Below are 17020 nucleotides of genomic sequence, written 5' to 3' on the forward strand. Positions count from 1 at the left end.
TATGAAAACTATCATTAAATCTGCTGTCGTCCTTGTTGCGACAATGACAATCTCCATGAATGCCTTTGCACAGGATACTAAAAAACCTGCCAGCCCTCCGGCTACCGCTACAGGAAAAATTAAAGATGCAACCATTACCATAGCCTATAGCAGTCCTTCTGTAAAAGGACGTGAAATCTGGGGTGGTTTAGAAGCTTATGATAAAGTTTGGCGTGCGGGTGCCAATGAGGCCACTACTTTCGAAACGGATAAAAATATTACCGTTCAGGGTAAACCGCTGCCTGCAGGTAAATACAGCTTTTTCTTAATCCCTAAAAAAACCGGAACCTGGACTGCGATTTTTAACAAAGAGCCAAAACAGTGGGGCGCTTACAAATACGAAGAATCTAAAGATGCTTTGCGTGTAGATGTAAAAACAAAAGCTTTACCAGCAACACAGGAAACTTTAGTATATAAAATAAACAGTAATGGATTCACAATGGATTGGGATAAAATCTCAGTTCCTGTAGAGATCAAATAAATTTGAATATAAGAAATTAAAATCCCGTTAATGCGGGATTTTTTTTGTTTAAAAGTTTGATATTACATCAAAGATAACTCTTGTAAATTAAATTTGATAAAGAGATATTTATGAAAAAAAGATATAACTATTTGATAGCTATATCTTAAAGTGACCAAGACGAGCGTGTTTTCAATCACTTTTATGATTCTGCAAGCAAAGATATCACGACGGTACAGATTTTTCCTTTATCATTCAGTTTTTTACCTGCTTCCTGAATAAAGAAATAAGCTACATTGCTATTGTAATGGATAGCCAATTTTGCGCCCTTTGCAGCAAAGTTTCTGCTTAGAAGTCCTCCTAAATTTTTTGCATGTCCGGCAATTAATACAACCTTGTTTTGTAAATCATTTTTTTTAGCATAATGAATGTTTTTTTATTGATATTGTTTTTATGAGTCCTAAACAGCTTTCGGAATTAGAAGCTGTTATGATGTCTGATAATGAATGGTTTAATTTTATTTGATCAAGCAGGAGAATATTCCAGATCAGTTAATATCCCAGAGACTGAAGTCGAAAAAATTATAAAAAGCACATACCAATTACTACTACAGATCGAATACTAGAAATAAAGGATAGAGAAAATCAAAACTATTTGCTTGTCCAATTCGTTTAAACAAAGCTATAAAATAAATATACAGCCATATAATACGACATGTTTTGCCGCTTTGTAGAGATACCTTTGATACATAACAATAAACCAATCAGATATGATAAGAAAAAAGTGAAATAATTCAACGTGCATTGAAAATTATATTATATTCGCAAAAAATTAAGTACAACACAAATATGAAAAAACTCTACATGAGTGCATTTACAATGTGCACAATCTTGAGCTATGCTCAGGAAGTTGTTTGGCAAAAAGACATTAAGTCCAGTACCCAAGATTTTTTAAGCCAAGTGACTACTACTATTGATCAGCAGTATTTGATTACAGGTAGCTCAATTCAGAGCAACAAATTACAGCAAAATAATAAACAGAATAATGGTTACGATTTTCACTTGGTCAAACTGAATCAACAGGGGCAAGAGGTCTGGGAAAAATACTTTTCTGGAAACAATCATGATTACCTGTCAGCTTCAGTATCTACACAAGACGGTGGATTTTTAGCAGCAGGAACTTCTTATTCAGGTAAAGGATTGGATAAAAAAGAAGAATCCAAAGGAGGCTCAGATATTTGGTTGATCAGGCTTAACGAATTCGGAGATGAAATTTGGCAAAAAACATTGGGATCATCATCTGATGAAGAAGCAAGATCAGTCATTCAAACTACAGATCTAGGATTTTTTGCAGCTGGAAATGTACAGAACTCTTCAAAAGGTTACGGTTCAAAAGATGTTTTAGTTGTAAAACTTGACAAAAACGGGAAAGAATTGTCACAATCTATATTTGGTGGGAAAGGTCTTGACGAGGTTGAAAAAATGATTCCAACTAGAGATGGAGGTGTTTTGGTAGGGATGTATTCCAGAAGCAACTTGGGCGGTTCAAAGAAAACGGAAAACTTTGGAGAAGGAGATTATTGGGTAATTAAACTCGATAAATCTGGAAAAGTAGAATGGGAAAAGAATTTTGGAGGAAAAGCTGATGATCATTTAAGAACGTTGGCACTGACTTCAAATGGATATATTATCGGTGGAGAATCCAGATCCGAAAGATCAGGAAATAAAACTGTAGGGATTGAAGAGGGAACAGATTTGTGGCTCATCTCACTTAATGAAAGAGGTGAAGAGATCTGGCAAAAATCTTACAATTTTGGGAATCGAGATATTCTGATGGGAACAAGTGTACTTCATTCAGCAGATGATAAATCTTCTAAAGGAATTTCTATTGGGTGGTTACACTCAGGCAGAAGGAAAAATACAAACAGATGATGAAACCTTCTGGATGCTGTATTTGGATGGAGACGGAAATGAGCAGTGGAGAAAACATGTAAAAGGTGAGTCCAGAAAACGTGAAGAACGGCTTTCAGATATAAAACTAAACAGAGATGGCAGTATTATCATTGCAGGAACCAGTGCGGAAGAACTTGGAAAAGAGAACTGGAAGATTGTGAAACTTGGAGATAAGCAACTTGATCACTTGGTAGAAAAACAAGACATCAAAATCTATCCAAATCCAGTTTCAGATTATGCTTATGTTGAAATAGGGTTTGATTTCAAAGAAGCGGATATTATCCTGTATGATATGGGTGGAAGACAGCTTCAAAATTTGAAAACCAAGAATAAAGTAACCAAGATTAATACGCAGAATCTGATTCAGGGGGCTTATCTGGTCACGATAAAGACAGATACGAATAAGACAGCGAGTGCGAAATTAATTAAGAAATAATAACCTAAAATGAAAAAGATTCTTACTTATTTAATTTTTATAAAATTAATATTGTCCCAGTCCTTTTATGCACAAAGGAAAGACGGGATACCCAATATCTCTACTCCAGAAACGAACAAACTGTTAAAGTATGAAGACTTTCCTAATATAGAAGCAATTGGGGGAACAAATATTACTATTCCAATTTATACATTACAGGTTGATGATATGGAGATCCCAATATCATTAAATTATACTACTAAAGGTATAAAAGTTTCAGAAACAGCTTCAAATACAGGTTTGGGTTGGACTTTGAATGCTGGTGGAACTATTACTTATGAAGTAAAGGATTTTAAAGATATTACTAGTATACAAAATTATTTTGATCCATACAGCCATGATTTTGAACCTATACACAGCCAAAAATGGTGGAGAACAAAAAAAGGTTATCACAGTACAGATATAGATGAAGGATCATATCCATTTGGAGGTTTTTTAGATTATGAAATTGATTCATCACCTGATTTCTATCATATTAATGCTCCAGGACTAAGTGATGTATTCTTTCTAGAAAAAGATTTCACAAATTGTCCATTAAATAATTGTGATATTAATTATTTATATATCCCGCGTTTTATGAAGAATAGTAATTATAAATCAGTTGCTCCTCTTCAATACAAAAGTATCACATTCACTTTTTCGCCAAATAATATTCCATATAATACTTCGATTACTAGTTTTGAAAAATTTACTTTTAAAAATGAAAAAGGTTATGAGTATAACTTTGGCCAACTCCAAGGAGTTTTTAATGATTTTTGGCCAGCGAGTTCTTTTTTTGAGCAATTTCCAATAGAAAAAGAAAGTCCTAATACTTGGTATTTAGAATCAGTTAAATCTCCATCTTCCAGTAAGAAGGTTGTATTTAGCTATGAGAAATATGAAAATTCATATAACCATAAGACTTTGTCACGAAATAGGAGACTGGAGCTTAATTTTGACAGCCCATTTTATACTGTAAGAAATGTTTTTTCTGAATCTACGGCACCCTCTTTTTCCTATCCACAGAACCCTGCTTATAACAAAATATTATACTCTTATTTTATGGAGCCTAAAAGACTCAAAAACATAAAATCAGATCAGATAGAAATTATTTTTAATTATGACCAAGCAAGACAGGATTATCCTAATAATGCTCTAACATCAATAATAATCAAGGATAATATAGCAAATAAGATTATAAAAACTGTTAATCTAAATTATAGTTATTTTTTATCGAGCACCCCAAACTGTACTGATCAATATGACTGTCTAAGGTTAAGACTTGATAAAGTAAAAGATTCAACTACAGGAGAATATTCTTTTAATTACGGCAACAACAATTCTAATAACATTTTTCCTAAAAGATCCTCTTCAAAAGTTGATTTTCTTGGCTATTTCAATGATAACAATAGTGATTTTCAATTGCCAGATTATGCTCAGGCAAATAATGCTAATGCTTATCCTGATGATCGAATTTTTTATTATCCAAATTTGGAAAGAGATAATTTTTTACCATTTCAATTAACTAATTTCTCAACTAATTACGATGATGGAGTTGTTAATAGAACACCTAACTCATTATCTCTGATAGGTTTATTATCTAAACTTCAATATCCCACTGGTGCAAGTTTAAATATTGAGTATGAAAATGATAGATTTCAATATTTAGGTGCTGAATATATACTCGGGACAGCCAGAATAAAAAAATTAAAGTATGTTGATGAAAATAGTATATTGAATGAATCCAATTATTTTTACACTAACATAGATGGAACATCCTCTGGGCAGGTTTCATTCTTTACTCCACCCTCAAATTTAAACTTCAGCTCAAATAACGTAGGGCTGGAATTTAATACATCTACAATTGTTCTTTATTCAAGGGTGAAAGAGGAAAAACTTGGTAGAGGCAGCATTGTAAGAGAATATTCAAATTTCTCTGAATGCCCTAATATAGTTAGTAAAACAGATTTTACAGTTCTCAATGGAAATGTTATTCAGCCTCCTACAGTATCAGCATATGATAAAAGATTCATTAAACATTTTAAATTTCCTTATCAAAATACATTAAATTTAAGTATAAGGAGAGGGAATTTAACCAGAGAAGCGTATTTTGACGGTAATGGGAATAAATTAAAAGAGACTATGAATACCTATGATTATTTTTTAAAAGATTCTCTCAAAGTATCAAAGGTATTTTCTAAATACGATAATATTTTAAATCCGGATCCTTATAGTAACCTAGTTTATTCATTAAATTCTAAAAATAATATTCCAATTCATCAAATTTTTCTTAAAAGAACCTCTATTTCCGAATTCCTTTCTAATGGAAATTTAATTATCAATAAAATTTATAATTATGATAAAAATCGAAATTTATTGATCAACGAAATTTCAACTTCAACTGACATGACAATTTCCGAAGTATCTTATCAATATGCTCATAATAAGGCAAATCAATTTTTAGTTGATAAAAATATGGTCGGAGTTCCAATGGAAACAGAAGTAAAACGGAATAATAAGATTATATCTAAAACTGAATCCAAATATCCGGTAAATCAATCTGATGCAGATGTTAAGACATCAGGATTTCCACAGCCTTATTTAACACAAAGTTATGATATTCGGAGTAATGTTTTGTCAACAGAAATAAATTATGATAGGTATGATTCTAAAGGGAATCTTCAACAGTATACTTCAAAAGATGGTATTCCAATCTCAATCATTTGGGGCTATAACAAAACCCAGCCTATCGCTAAAATAGAAGGGGCAAAACTTTCAGATATCAGTCAGTCATTGATTGACAATATTGTAAACGCTTCAAACAACGATGCCCAGTTGGGTACACAGGCTTCCGAACAAGATTTAATGATAGCTTTAGATCTGTTCAGAAATAATTCTGCTTTATCTAGTTGTCAGATCAGTACGTATACTTACAATCCATTAATTGGTGTGACCAGTATTACTCCTCCTTCAGGAATCCGAGAGATCTATATTTATGACACAGCCAATAGACTGAAAGAAGTGAAACAGCTTGATAAAGATGCCTCCGGAAATCCTGTGTACAAAATCCTTAAAGAATTCAAATACAATTACAAACAATAAAAACTCAAATTATGAAAAAAACAATATTCATTGCAGGCCTTTTTGCCGCTCAATTTGCTTCAGCACAATTATATACCTCTGGAAGTGGTGTTAATCCAACATCAACTCCAACATCAACCAATGTGGGAATCGGGGTTCATGACCCTCACTCCAATTTAGAAGTTGGTGATCAAAACGGAGGGAAAATAACGATTTCGACCGGTGGTTGGAGTGCCTCTTCTGCCAATCCAAAATATCCTACTTTGGAATTCGCGGGATACTTAGGTAATCCTAAAGCAAGAATAAGAGCTACTGAAGAATCAGGAAATACAGTTGGGTCAAAATTTTCTATTTTACTTCAGGATAACACAAATAGTGTAAACTTAGTTGAAAGATTTTCAATCCTCGAGAATGGAAATATTGGAATAAGTAAAACACAGCCCAAAGAAAAATTAGACGTTTTGGGTAATATCTTAGCTGGATCCAGTAGTTCATCAGAAGGAATTAATGCTTTTGCAATAAGATATGAGGATGGTTCCCTCAGTAACTGGGGAGCTTTAAGAAGTTCTGCTTCAACCTACATGAGTTTTGGGGTTAAGGCTAATGGTACTGGCTTGGGATGGCTATCCAGTAATGGTTCACTTAGTTTAGCAAAAACAGCGATCACACTGGATAATGAGGGGATAATTTTCTTAATGAAGACTCCTCAACAGATTGCTTTGAACACACCTGTGACAATGAGCGAAGTTATGAAAATTACTCCCAATGGAAACGCTTTACTGCAAGGAAAACTGGAAGCTAAAGAACTCAAAGTGACCCTGACTCCGACAGCCGATTTCGTATTTGAAGAAAGCTATGACCTTCCAAAGCTGGAGGAAGTGGCCAAGCATATTAAAGAGAAAAAACATTTACCGGAAATAGCTTCAGCTAAAGTCATGGAAAAAGAAGGGGTCAATGTTGGTGAATTTCAGATTAAACTTTTGCAAAAGATCGAAGAGCTTACTTTGTATGTGATTGAACAAAACAAACAGTTAAAAGATCAGCAGAAAAAAATTCAGAAATTAGAAACAGAAAATACGGATTTAGGAAAAGCCGTTTTAGAGATTAAGCAACTGAAAGAAGAGCTTATTAAGATGAAATCCAGTATCACCCATTAATTAAAAAGCTATGTATAAAAAATTATATATAAGCATCGGATTGCTATGGGGGATGCATCATTACGGACAGGTGGTGTTAACTTCTCCTCCTGCTCCCAATACGGAAGTAGCAGATCCCCAAAGTATACGCATGCTCCCGGGATTCAAATTTAATTCTGTCAATGGAACATTTCGGGCCTATATCGGAGGAACTTCACCCAATAATCCGGGAAATACCTATACACCCATCACTGTTGATTATTCGGCGAATATCCCAAATACTGAAAATTATGTGTATACCAGACAGTATTTAGTGCCTACCGAAGTTTCAAACGGATCTTTGCAACAGATACAGAGTGTTCAGTTTTTTGACGGCCTTGGAAGACCTAAGCAGTCGGTGAGCATTAAATCTACTCCTACCGGGAAAGATATGGTAACGCATATTCCTTATGATGGATTTGGACGGCAGGTAGACAGCTGGCTTCCGGTTCCGATGGCATCCCAGAGTGGAAATATCCAGACCGGAGTGGAAGGGGCAGTCAATGCGTATTATCAGTCCAACGGGATTAATGATTCTTTTCCTTTCAGCCATAAAAATTTAGAGAACTCTCCGCTTGACAGGATTCTGAGTCAGAAAAATCCGGGTGCCGACTGGCAGAACAAACCTGTTGTTTTCGGCTATGATACCAATACAGCAGGCGAGGTGAAAAAATATACCACAACAGCCACGAATTGGGCGGATGGAGTGACTTCTTCCGAATTACTTCTATCCGGGACCTACGGGGAAGCGCAACTGTATAAAAATACCGTTACGGATGAAGATAACAATAAAACCATAGAATTCAAGAATGGTAAGGGACAGACTCTATTGGTCAGAAAAGTCATCAGTGCTTCAGAAAATGCAGATACCTATTATGTGTACAATGAGTATGACCAGTTGGCGGTTGTGGTTCCGCCGTTGGCTTCTGCTTCCGCGTCAGTATCTGCTTCGGCTCTGGAACAACTGTGTTATCAGTATAAATATGATGGCAGAAGCAGATTGGTAGAAAAGAAACTTCCCGGAAAAGGCTGGGAACAGATGGTATACAATAAGAAGGATCAGGTGATTCTGTATCGGGATACCGTTCTGAAAAATGGAATCACCAATTTTACCGCTGACCAGTCATGGACTTTTACCAAATATGATCAGTTTGGAAGAGTTACCTACACCGGGATTTCAAGGGATGGTACTCCGAGACAGAACATCCAGAATTATGTCGATAATCAGGCTGCAAATGTTTCTTACGAAGCCCGTGGAGGCAGTTTTGCCTTGAGTGGAATGAATATAGAATACGGAAATGTTTCCTATCCTACGAGTATTGATAAAATCCTTACAGTCAGTTATTATGATACCTATCCTCAGGGGGCACCTGCTATTTCTGCAACCATTTTAGGTCAGGAAGTACTGCCTCAGTCTACCCAGTATTCGAATGTGAGTACCAAAAGTCTGCCTACAGCTTCTTATGTGAAAAACATTGACAATGACAATTGGACGAAGGCATATACTTATTACGATAAGAAAGGGCGGGCAATATCCACTTATTCTGTGAATCATCTCGGAGGATACACCAAAACAGAAAGCTTCCTGAAATTTTCAGGGGTGCCGGAATATACGCTTACTGAGCATAAAAGATCTGCAGATGCCACTAAAGTCAACATCAAAGAAACTTTTGAGTACGATCATCAGGAAAGGCTGGTAAGACATTGGAATGAAGTAAATGGTGGAGTGAAGGAACTTCTTGCTGAAAATCTATACAATGATCTCGGACAGGTTCAGACCAAAAATGTTGGAAATACAACAGGCAGCCCTTTGCAGAGTGTCAAATATGCATACAATATCAGAGGATGGCTTACAAAACTTAATGAACCTTCCAATCTGCAGAATAAACTCTTTGCTTACGAGCTGAGGTACAGCAAACCGGACAGCCAGTTTTCAGGTTCTGCAAGGTACAACGGAAATATCTCACAGATGTCATGGATTACTCAAAGCGATGCTGTACTCAGAAATTACTCCTATGAATATGATGGTCTCAACCGTCTTAAGGAAGGACGTTTCTGGGATGCCATGAATTTAGACAGAGGAGAATACCATGAGCAGCTTACCTATGACCTGAACGGAAATATTAAATCCCTGCTCAGAAGAGGAAGACAGCTTCCCGGCTATACCGCTCCTGAAGTGATGGATGACCTGGAATACCACTATGAAAATGGTGAACAGAGTAATAAGTTAGCCTATCTTAAAGAAGTGGGAACGGGTAATGCTTTAAGCGGTTATCCGCTTTCATCAGGAAGTACCGGAAGTACAATCAGCTATGACCTGAACGGAAATATGACAGTTCAGCAGGATAAAGGGATCTCTATTCAATATAATTATTTAAATTTACCGGGAAAGGTTATCCAGAATGCCAAAGTAACAGATTATACGTATAGAGCAGATGGAGTAAAAGTAAGAAAGCTCTTTGGAACAGACACCACAGATTATTTAGACGGTTTCCAGTATGAAAATGGGACATTGAAATTTTTCCCTACCGCAGAAGGTTATTTTAATTTTGAAAACGGGAAATATGTGTACAACTATACCGATCATCTTGGTAATACCCGTTTGAGCTATTTTAAAAACGGCTCAGGAGCAGAAATCATTGATGAGAGTAATTATTATCCTTTTGGATTGAAGCATGAAGGGTATAATGTTTTATCTGGAAATCCTGTGTATAAATATAAGTACAATGGAAAGGAACTTCAGGAGAGTGGGATGTATGATTATGGGGCAAGATTTTATATGCCGGATTTGGTTAGATGGGGCGTTGTGGATCCGCTGGCGGAGAAAATGACTCGTCATAGTCCTTACAATTATGCGTTTAATAATCCTATTAGGTTTATTGATCCGGATGGAAGAGAAGGAACGGATTGGTATATAAATAATGTGACCGGAGATTATAAATGGTTTGACGGAAAAGATCAACACGAAGGATATGCCTATGTTGATAATAGTGGAACTAGTGATGTTAGTATTTTAACGCAAGGAGGCTCTGAAAGCGAAGTTTTGGGAGCTGTTTTGCATCCAGACGGAACAGTTTCAGACTATAATAATCCAGGTATCACAGCAAATAGAGGACAAATCTTAACAACTCCAGATGGTACAAATTTTGAAGCCGGAGCTTCTAATACAGGAAGTTATTGGAGTTTTAGTGCAAATTATGCAATAGGAGGTGGTTTTGGATTTAGTGTTGGTCAGGTAACTGGTAGTAAGGGAGAAACAAATTGGTTTTCTTCATTTAATGCAAATATTGGTTTTGGTGCATCAGCAGGATTTGAAAAAGGAATTATAATGCCTACAGATCCAAATCATAAATTTGTTACATCAGATTTTGCAGGAACGGGCGTTTCTTATTCTGGTGGAGATGGTCCTCTTAACTTTTCATATGGAGGAACATTTAATGATAAATATGATGGATATAGAAATATTGATAACTTTATACCTTCTCATTTCGGACAAAACTCTGAAGCTGCTAATACTGGCTACAGTACTGCCGGTGTGGGTGTTTTTAAAGCATCAGCACAATCCTTACCCGTAATGTGGACAAAATCTAACACACATGTATATGGACAATAATTATTTTAATCCCGAAATAGATAAGTCTAATAAAAAATCACTGATTATTTTTTTGTTAATGTTCGGGTCAATTGTATTTCTCATTGTTTTTTATTTGAATTATAATTCAGATAATTTAACCAAAGAACAGCTTTTAAAAATTAATAGACATACAAAAGTTATTGATGTATACGTTAATAAAAATGAGCATAATTTTTTATATGTAAAATTCTCAAACGGGTCTGAGAAGATTATGGAAACTTCTTATCAAATAGGTGATTCTATTTCAAAAAATAAGGGAGATTCCATAGAGTATATTTTTAGAGGAGATAGTATTATTCAGAATAATTTATTTGAGATAGCAAGAAAGGAAAAAGCGCTTAAATGAAATAATTCTCACTCGATCGTATTCATCAATAAAAATAAACCACTGTTTTTACAGTGGTTTTATTATTTTAGCTTAAAATAAAGTAAGAAAGATCTTTGGTACAGACACCAAAGATTATGTAGACGGTTTCCAGTATGAAAACGGCACATTGAAATTCTTCCCTACCGCAGGGGGTTATTTTAATTTTGAAACAGGGAAATATGTCTATAATTACACTGATCATCTTGGAAATACACGTTTGAGCTACTTTAAAAATGGCTCAGGAGCAGAGATCATTGAAGAGAGTAATTATTATCCTTTTGGATTGAAGCATGAAGGATATAATGTTTTATCTGGGAATCCTGCGTATAAATATATGTACAATGGGAAGGAGCTTCAGGAAAGTGGGATGTATGATTATGGGGCGAGATTTTATATGCCGGAGATTGGAAGATGGGGAGTGGTGGATCCGCTTGCGGAGAAGTCAAGAAGGTTTACACCTTATAATTATGCTATTAATAATCCTATCCGTTTTATTGACCCAGACGGAAGGTCAGAATCAGATTGGATTAAACAAACTTCTAATGGGGCGTCAACGTGGACCTATGATCCCAACATAAAAACAACATCAGAAGCTACGGCAGCAAATTATGAAAATGTAGAAGGTGTTTATTCATCTGCCACAATTTCTGCTACAGATGGAAGTTATTCATACTCTTTAAATACAAATGGTTCTGTTACATCCCAAGATGGAAGTACCATAGGTGGGAGTTTTACAACTGGAGCAGGAACAAATATCTCAACTGGTTCATATCTGAGCCAATGGGATGGCAATAGTAATAAAGGTTTTTTTGGCACATGGTCAAGTTCTGATAATTTTGCTGCAAAATTTTCTTATGGTGTAGTAAACAATGCTTATGTTACTGCTCAAATTTTTGACGGTGGATTATTAGAGCGCCCAGAATGGAAAAATCCTTTAGGAGGAAATTATGGAAATTTGGATGGAACTTCTAATTACCAACAAGCTGATGCTGCTTTTAATACTACAGCTACATTAGTGCCCATTGGAAGAGGGGTAACTGCTATAAAATCTTTAATGCCTGAAGGTATCTCGCTGTTAAGTAGATTTGCAACAGGATCAGGAACAAAAGGAGCTGTATATAATATTTTGAACAAAGGAGTGGATTATGTAAATAGCAGTTTGGGAAGTGGAACGAAAGCATTGCCAGCTGCTAAAGCTGTCGGAAATTTAGCTAATCCGAACGGTGGCTTTCAAAATTGGTTTAGAAAAAATGTTGGTTATAGACCACAATTTGATTAATATTAAATAATTTTAGAAAATAAATTATGGAAGCTTTATTTGAAATAATATTTGGAAGAATAATTACTCAATATTTAGGATTAAATGTTAGATATTATTTTTTGAAAATTTTTGACAAGAATTTAAAAAAACAAGATATTGTAACCAGCTCGAAAAGTTTAGAACAAGGATTTTATAATTCTTTTATAGGCCTGATTGTATTTTGTTTATTATTAATTGTAATAGCATATATGTTCTATAAATTGGATCTTTTATAAGTACTGCCAACAGCTGACGCGAGCATTTTGCTCGCGTCCATCAATAAAAATAAACCACTGTTTTCTACAGTGGTTTTATTATTTTAGCTTAAAATAAAGTAGGAAAAATCTTCGGTAGAAAAACCATAGATTTCCAGTATGAAAATGGCACATTGAAATTCTTCCCAACCGCAGAAGGTTATTTTAATTTTGAAACCGGAAAATATGTGTATAATTATACCGATCATCTTGGAAATACCCGTTTGAGCTATTTTAAAAACGGCTCAGGAGCAGAAATCATTGAGGAGAGTAATTATTATCCGTTTGGATTGAAGCATGAAGGATATAATGTTTTATCAGGAAATCCTGCGTATAAATACAAGTACAATGGAAAGGAGCTTCAGGAGAGTGGGATGTATGATTATGGAGCGAGATTCTATATGCCGGAGATTGGAAGATGGGGTGTTGTGGACCCGCTGGCGGAGAAAGCTCCAAATCTATCACCCTTTAGGTATGCTTACAATAATCCAGTAAGGTTTTTAGATCCCAATGGTGCATATGAAACGGATGGCCATTTTTGGACTGTCTATTTAATGGCTACGATGATGGGAAGAAAAGATGCATATTCGTTAGCTTATTATACAGAAGCTCCGGACAATATAATGGCGAGAAATGGTGAAGTTATGTCGTCACCAAGTACTTGGATGGATCCAGGATTACAAAGAAGTATACATGCTCTAAATGGAGGACGTTCAGGAACTGCAAGAAATATTGCAAGAAATATGCTACATAGTGCAGGATCTATGGCAGAAGTAGGAAGGGCTTTGCATTATTTTGGAGATAGTTATGCACATACAATGATGTCTGATGGAGATACAATGTATCCCAACGGCCAAGGACATTTATTTTCTGGTCATGAACCGGATAAAATTGCCAATCGACCAGACCTGTATTTAGAATATGCAAATAGTTTGGCAGATAATTTGGGTTCGAAATTAGGAGCAGGAAAAATTGATATGTTTACATTTAATTACGTTGCGAATAGTGGAGGCACTACAGAACAAAATAGTGCTGTTTTTGAGACAGAAGTAAGAATAAGAGAAGGTGCTCAGATGTTTTCTGTCGCAGGTAACCAAGTTGGTACAATTAATAATTATTTAAGAGCAAGAAATGGACATTTTAATGGACAGGCTAAAGGAAATGTTGTAAATACTGATGTTGACATGTATAAGCGGAATAAAAAGGGAGAATGGGAAAAAACAACAGAAGATAGAACTTTTGTAACTTTTACACAATAATCAATAATGAAAAGAATAATATTATTTAATTTATTATATCATATTCTATTATTTCTATTACCACTAATAATAGTTTTTATTTTTGAAGGATATGGTACTGAAATGTTTGCTTATACTTTTTATTTTTGCATCATGTATTTTTGTATTGGATTTGTTTTAGATGGTCTAATAATAGCTATTTTAAATTATTTTGAAATAATTAGATTAAAATGGATTTTATTTATTTTGATTTCTATAACTGTATTCTTAATAACCGTATACATACTTACACATAAGAATATAATACTAGAGTTATTTACTTTTGGTTTAGATGCTAATTATGTTACCATCATATTTTTAATAAGTATTCTTGTAAGTTTTTCTATTTCTTTAAAATTAATTAGACCTGATAAAAATGAAAAATAGTATTATTTTAGTAAAATTAATAAATATCCTTGCTGGTACAATCTATGATAAAAAGTAATTAAAAGCATTGAAATTTAAGATGCGAATTTATACGTTTACGAATGAAGTATTTTCGTAATATTACAGAAATTACAAGCGTACTACTCATGTCCATCAATAAAAATAAACCACTGTTTTTTACAGTGGTTTTATTATTTTAGCCTAAACTAAATACAAAATAGACGGTACAGATACGACAGATTGGGTAGATGGTTTCCAGTATGAAAATGGCACGTTGAAATTCTTCCCTACCGCAGAAGGTTATTTTAATTTTGAAACCGGAAAATATGTGTATAATTATACCGATCATCTTGGAAATACACGTTTGAGCTACTTTAAAAATGGCTCAGGAGCAGAGATCATTGAAGAGAGTAATTATTACCCGTTTGGATTGAAGCATGAAGGATATAATGTCTTGTCTGGGAATCCTGCGTATAAATATAAGTACAATGGAAAGGAACTTCAGGAGAGTGGGATGTATGATTATGGTGCGAGATTTTATATGCCGGAGATTGGAAGATGGGGTGTTGTGGACCCGCTGGCGGAAAATTCTAGACGTTGGAATGCTTACAACTACGCTTACAACAACCCAATTAGTTTCATAGACCCTGATGGAAGACAAGGGACTGATTGGATCAAGAAAGATAATCAATGGACATATGATGCGAATATTACGACAGCAGCTCAGGCAAAAGCTGCCGGAGCAGATACATTTGCTAAAAATGGTTCGGTAGTTTCAGATGCTAAGATTGGAAGTGACGGAGAAGCTGGTTATGTAAGGCTTAATGCAGGCGGAACAGCAGAGTATATGCCGGATAATCTATCAACAGCAATGGTGAATTTTTCAAATGAAACTCTTGGAGGAACAGTAACCAGCGGTCTTCAGTTGGAAAAAAGCCTTTCCCATTTAGGAAATTAAGGAGGAGATTTTTATTCAAATCCGGGAGGTTTAGGTATAGGCGGTGGTACAAATCCTTTCTTTAGACCAGATATAGACAAAGTAGTTGATGTTGAAGGTTATTTTGGAGGGATACACAATGGTTTGAGCAGAGGAGATAAAAGTGCAACAAATGTAAAGAGTATTTTGATGAATACTATGGTAGATGTAATGTCTCTTGTAGATATGAATAAGTCTTCTTTAACGAAAGAACCGGATACATTTAGTCATTCTGGTCCTCAAGCGGTTGGTATTAATATATATAGAGGAGACGGAGGCGGAATAACCGGTGTTGGTGTTAAAACTCAGGATGTTTATAAGACTAATATGTCAAGAAGTCAAAAAGGATTCAATGATTAATAGATTTAATACTGATGGGGTGAAGTTTGGTAGACAAGCTGATTCTATATTAAAAAGAATAACACCAAGATAATATGAGAACTAAAATAATTTGCACACTAATTTTATTCATTATTTTTTCTTGTAAAAAAGATGAAACTAAAAGTTTTAAAAAAGAATTAACTCAATCTATTCAGAAAAAAATTACACAAGAGCTTAAGCAAGATGGTTCTTCTTTAGAATCCATTCAGCTTGTAAAATTTGATACTTTAAAAGAATGGCAGGAAGCTGATTTTGTATCTAACTATTCTACTCAGAGATTGATAATATTAAATAAACAACAGCAACAGTTAACAAAAGAACTTGAAAATGTTAAAACAATAAAGGATTTGGAACGAATCAAATCAAAATATACAAAAGTAGAGGACAGTATGAAACACGAAATAAAAATTATAAAAAGTGTGGAGTATTTGAAACCAAAAAATATTAAAACAGGCAACTATCAAGCAATCTTTCTTTTAAAGGTTCATGATAGAAAATCCGATACAGTTAAAAACGATTCGTTATTTATGTTTACAAATGAAAAAAAAGTAATCTTCACATCAACACAATTTATTGAACAGTGTATTGTTAAATTTAAGTAAGCCCCGCTGGTGTGAGCATACCTCCCTGCCAGCAATAAAAATAAACCACTGTTTTCTACAGTGGTTTTATTATTTTAGCCTAAATTAAATACAAGGATCTTTGGTACAGAGACAACAAATTTTCCAGTATGAAAACGACATATTGAAATTCTTCCCTACCGCAGAAGGTTATTTTTATTTTGAAACTGGTAAATATGTGTATAATTATGCCGATCATCTTGGGAATACTCGTTTGAGCTAATTTAAAAACGGCTCAGGAGCAGAGATCATTGAGGAAAGTAATTATTATCCGTTTGGATTGAAGCATGAAGGGTATGATGTTTTATATGGAAATCGTGCATATAAATATAAGTACAACGGTAAAGACTTGTAGAAGAGTGGGATGTATGATTATGTACTGAGGCAGCATCTTAGGTATTTTCTAGTGCAGAAAGAGTTGAAGAATTAGCTTAAAATAATAATATAATGACTTTAGAAAAAAGGATACAAAAAGAAAAAAGAGAATTTGTAATAAATTGGATTTCAATATTTTACAAAATTCTCTTTTAAAATTTAGTGACCTCGACAGGATTCAAACCTGTAACCTTCTGAGCCGTAATCAGATGCGCTATTCAGTTGCGCCACGAGGCCGTTGTTACCTTGTTGTTTAAGGGTTTGCAAATATAGCACTTTTTTCTTTTC

The 17020-nt window shown here is 34.6% G+C and carries 11 protein-coding genes, 1 tRNA gene and 4 pseudogenes; 14 read left to right on the top strand and 2 right to left on the bottom strand.

Going from position 1 to position 17020, the window contains the following annotated elements:
- The first annotated feature begins 1 nt into the window (after position 1).
- On the top strand, positions 2-520 hold the full coding sequence (locus tag IW22_RS05620; protein WP_034724919.1) for a DUF2911 domain-containing protein: 519 nt from the start codon (positions 2-4) through the stop codon (positions 518-520).
- A 190-nt stretch (positions 521-710) separates the two neighbouring features.
- Here the strand turns inward: IW22_RS05620 and IW22_RS24590 are convergent.
- Positions 711-929: pseudogene (locus IW22_RS24590) on the bottom strand (short-chain dehydrogenase); the annotation flags it as partial.
- A 373-nt stretch (positions 930-1302) separates the two neighbouring features.
- On the opposite strand from IW22_RS24590, the gene IW22_RS05625 reads away from it, so the two are divergent.
- From IW22_RS05625 to IW22_RS24810, 13 genes and pseudogenes are all read left to right on the top strand, one after another.
- Positions 1303-2430: a hypothetical protein gene (locus IW22_RS05625; RefSeq protein ID WP_228384001.1), complete on the top strand. Its 1128-nt coding sequence runs from the start codon at positions 1303-1305 to the stop codon at positions 2428-2430.
- Positions 2360-2887, top strand: a complete 528-nt coding sequence (locus IW22_RS24595; RefSeq protein WP_228384002.1) for a T9SS type A sorting domain-containing protein — start codon at positions 2360-2362, stop codon at positions 2885-2887. Before IW22_RS05625 ends, IW22_RS24595 begins: the two co-directional genes overlap by 71 nt.
- Before the next feature lie 9 nt (positions 2888-2896).
- On the top strand, positions 2897-6007 hold the full coding sequence (locus IW22_RS05630; protein WP_034724920.1) for a hypothetical protein: 3111 nt from the start codon (positions 2897-2899) through the stop codon (positions 6005-6007).
- Between the two features lie 11 nt (positions 6008-6018).
- Entirely contained in the window at positions 6019-7143 is a 1125-nt protein-coding gene (locus IW22_RS24600; RefSeq protein WP_228384003.1) for a hypothetical protein, read from the top strand.
- A 10-nt stretch (positions 7144-7153) separates the two neighbouring features.
- Positions 7154-10774 (top strand): DUF6443 domain-containing protein, encoded by a 3621-nt coding sequence (locus tag IW22_RS05640; RefSeq protein ID WP_081873892.1) that lies wholly within the window; start codon positions 7154-7156, stop codon positions 10772-10774.
- Positions 10764-11141: a hypothetical protein gene (locus tag IW22_RS05645; protein WP_131401697.1), complete on the top strand. Its 378-nt coding sequence runs from the start codon at positions 10764-10766 to the stop codon at positions 11139-11141. The genes IW22_RS05640 and IW22_RS05645 overlap by 11 nt, the downstream gene beginning before the upstream one ends.
- A gap of 148 nt (positions 11142-11289) precedes the next feature.
- Positions 11290-12441, top strand: coding sequence for an RHS repeat-associated core domain-containing protein (locus tag IW22_RS24805; RefSeq protein WP_034724923.1), 1152 nt, complete (start codon positions 11290-11292; stop codon positions 12439-12441).
- Positions 12442-12793: 352 nt separating this feature from the next.
- A pseudogene (locus IW22_RS24610) lies at positions 12794-13231 on the top strand (RHS repeat domain-containing protein); the annotation flags it as partial.
- A 750-nt stretch (positions 13232-13981) separates the two neighbouring features.
- Positions 13982-14380: a hypothetical protein gene (locus tag IW22_RS05665; RefSeq protein WP_034724929.1), complete on the top strand. Its 399-nt coding sequence runs from the start codon at positions 13982-13984 to the stop codon at positions 14378-14380.
- Positions 14381-14594: 214 nt separating this feature from the next.
- Positions 14595-15050 (top strand): annotated as a pseudogene (locus IW22_RS24615) (RHS repeat-associated core domain-containing protein); the annotation flags it as partial.
- Between the two features lie 411 nt (positions 15051-15461).
- Positions 15462-15716, top strand: a complete 255-nt coding sequence (locus IW22_RS05675; protein WP_034724933.1) for a hypothetical protein — start codon at positions 15462-15464, stop codon at positions 15714-15716.
- A 74-nt stretch (positions 15717-15790) separates the two neighbouring features.
- Entirely contained in the window at positions 15791-16339 is a 549-nt protein-coding gene (locus tag IW22_RS05680; protein WP_034724935.1) for a hypothetical protein, read from the top strand.
- A 121-nt stretch (positions 16340-16460) separates the two neighbouring features.
- Positions 16461-16709 (top strand): annotated as a pseudogene (locus IW22_RS24810) (hypothetical protein); the annotation flags it as partial.
- Positions 16710-16895: 186 nt separating this feature from the next.
- Here the strand turns inward: IW22_RS24810 and IW22_RS05685 are convergent.
- Positions 16896-16969, bottom strand: a tRNA-Arg gene (locus IW22_RS05685).
- Between the last annotated feature and the right edge of the window lie 51 nt (positions 16970-17020).

It is taken from the genome of Chryseobacterium sp. JM1, from assembly GCF_000737715.1.
Taxonomy (GTDB): domain Bacteria; phylum Bacteroidota; class Bacteroidia; order Flavobacteriales; family Weeksellaceae; genus Chryseobacterium.

What these genes read in the sequence shown, in the direction of transcription:
- IW22_RS05620 (WP_034724919.1), top strand. Translation starts at nt 2, where the DNA reads ATGAAAACTATCATTAAATCTGCTGTCGTCCTTGTTGCGACAATGACA.
- IW22_RS24595 (WP_228384002.1), top strand. Translation starts at nt 2,360, where the DNA reads ATGATAAATCTTCTAAAGGAATTTCTATTGGGTGGTTACACTCAGGCA.
- IW22_RS05630 (WP_034724920.1), top strand. Translation starts at nt 2,897, where the DNA reads ATGAAAAAGATTCTTACTTATTTAATTTTTATAAAATTAATATTGTCC.
- IW22_RS24600 (WP_228384003.1), top strand. Translation starts at nt 6,019, where the DNA reads ATGAAAAAAACAATATTCATTGCAGGCCTTTTTGCCGCTCAATTTGCT.
- IW22_RS05640 (WP_081873892.1), top strand. Translation starts at nt 7,154, where the DNA reads ATGTATAAAAAATTATATATAAGCATCGGATTGCTATGGGGGATGCAT.
- IW22_RS05645 (WP_131401697.1), top strand. Translation starts at nt 10,764, where the DNA reads ATGGACAATAATTATTTTAATCCCGAAATAGATAAGTCTAATAAAAAA.
- IW22_RS05665 (WP_034724929.1), top strand. Translation starts at nt 13,982, where the DNA reads ATGAAAAGAATAATATTATTTAATTTATTATATCATATTCTATTATTT.
- IW22_RS05680 (WP_034724935.1), top strand. Translation starts at nt 15,791, where the DNA reads ATGAGAACTAAAATAATTTGCACACTAATTTTATTCATTATTTTTTCT.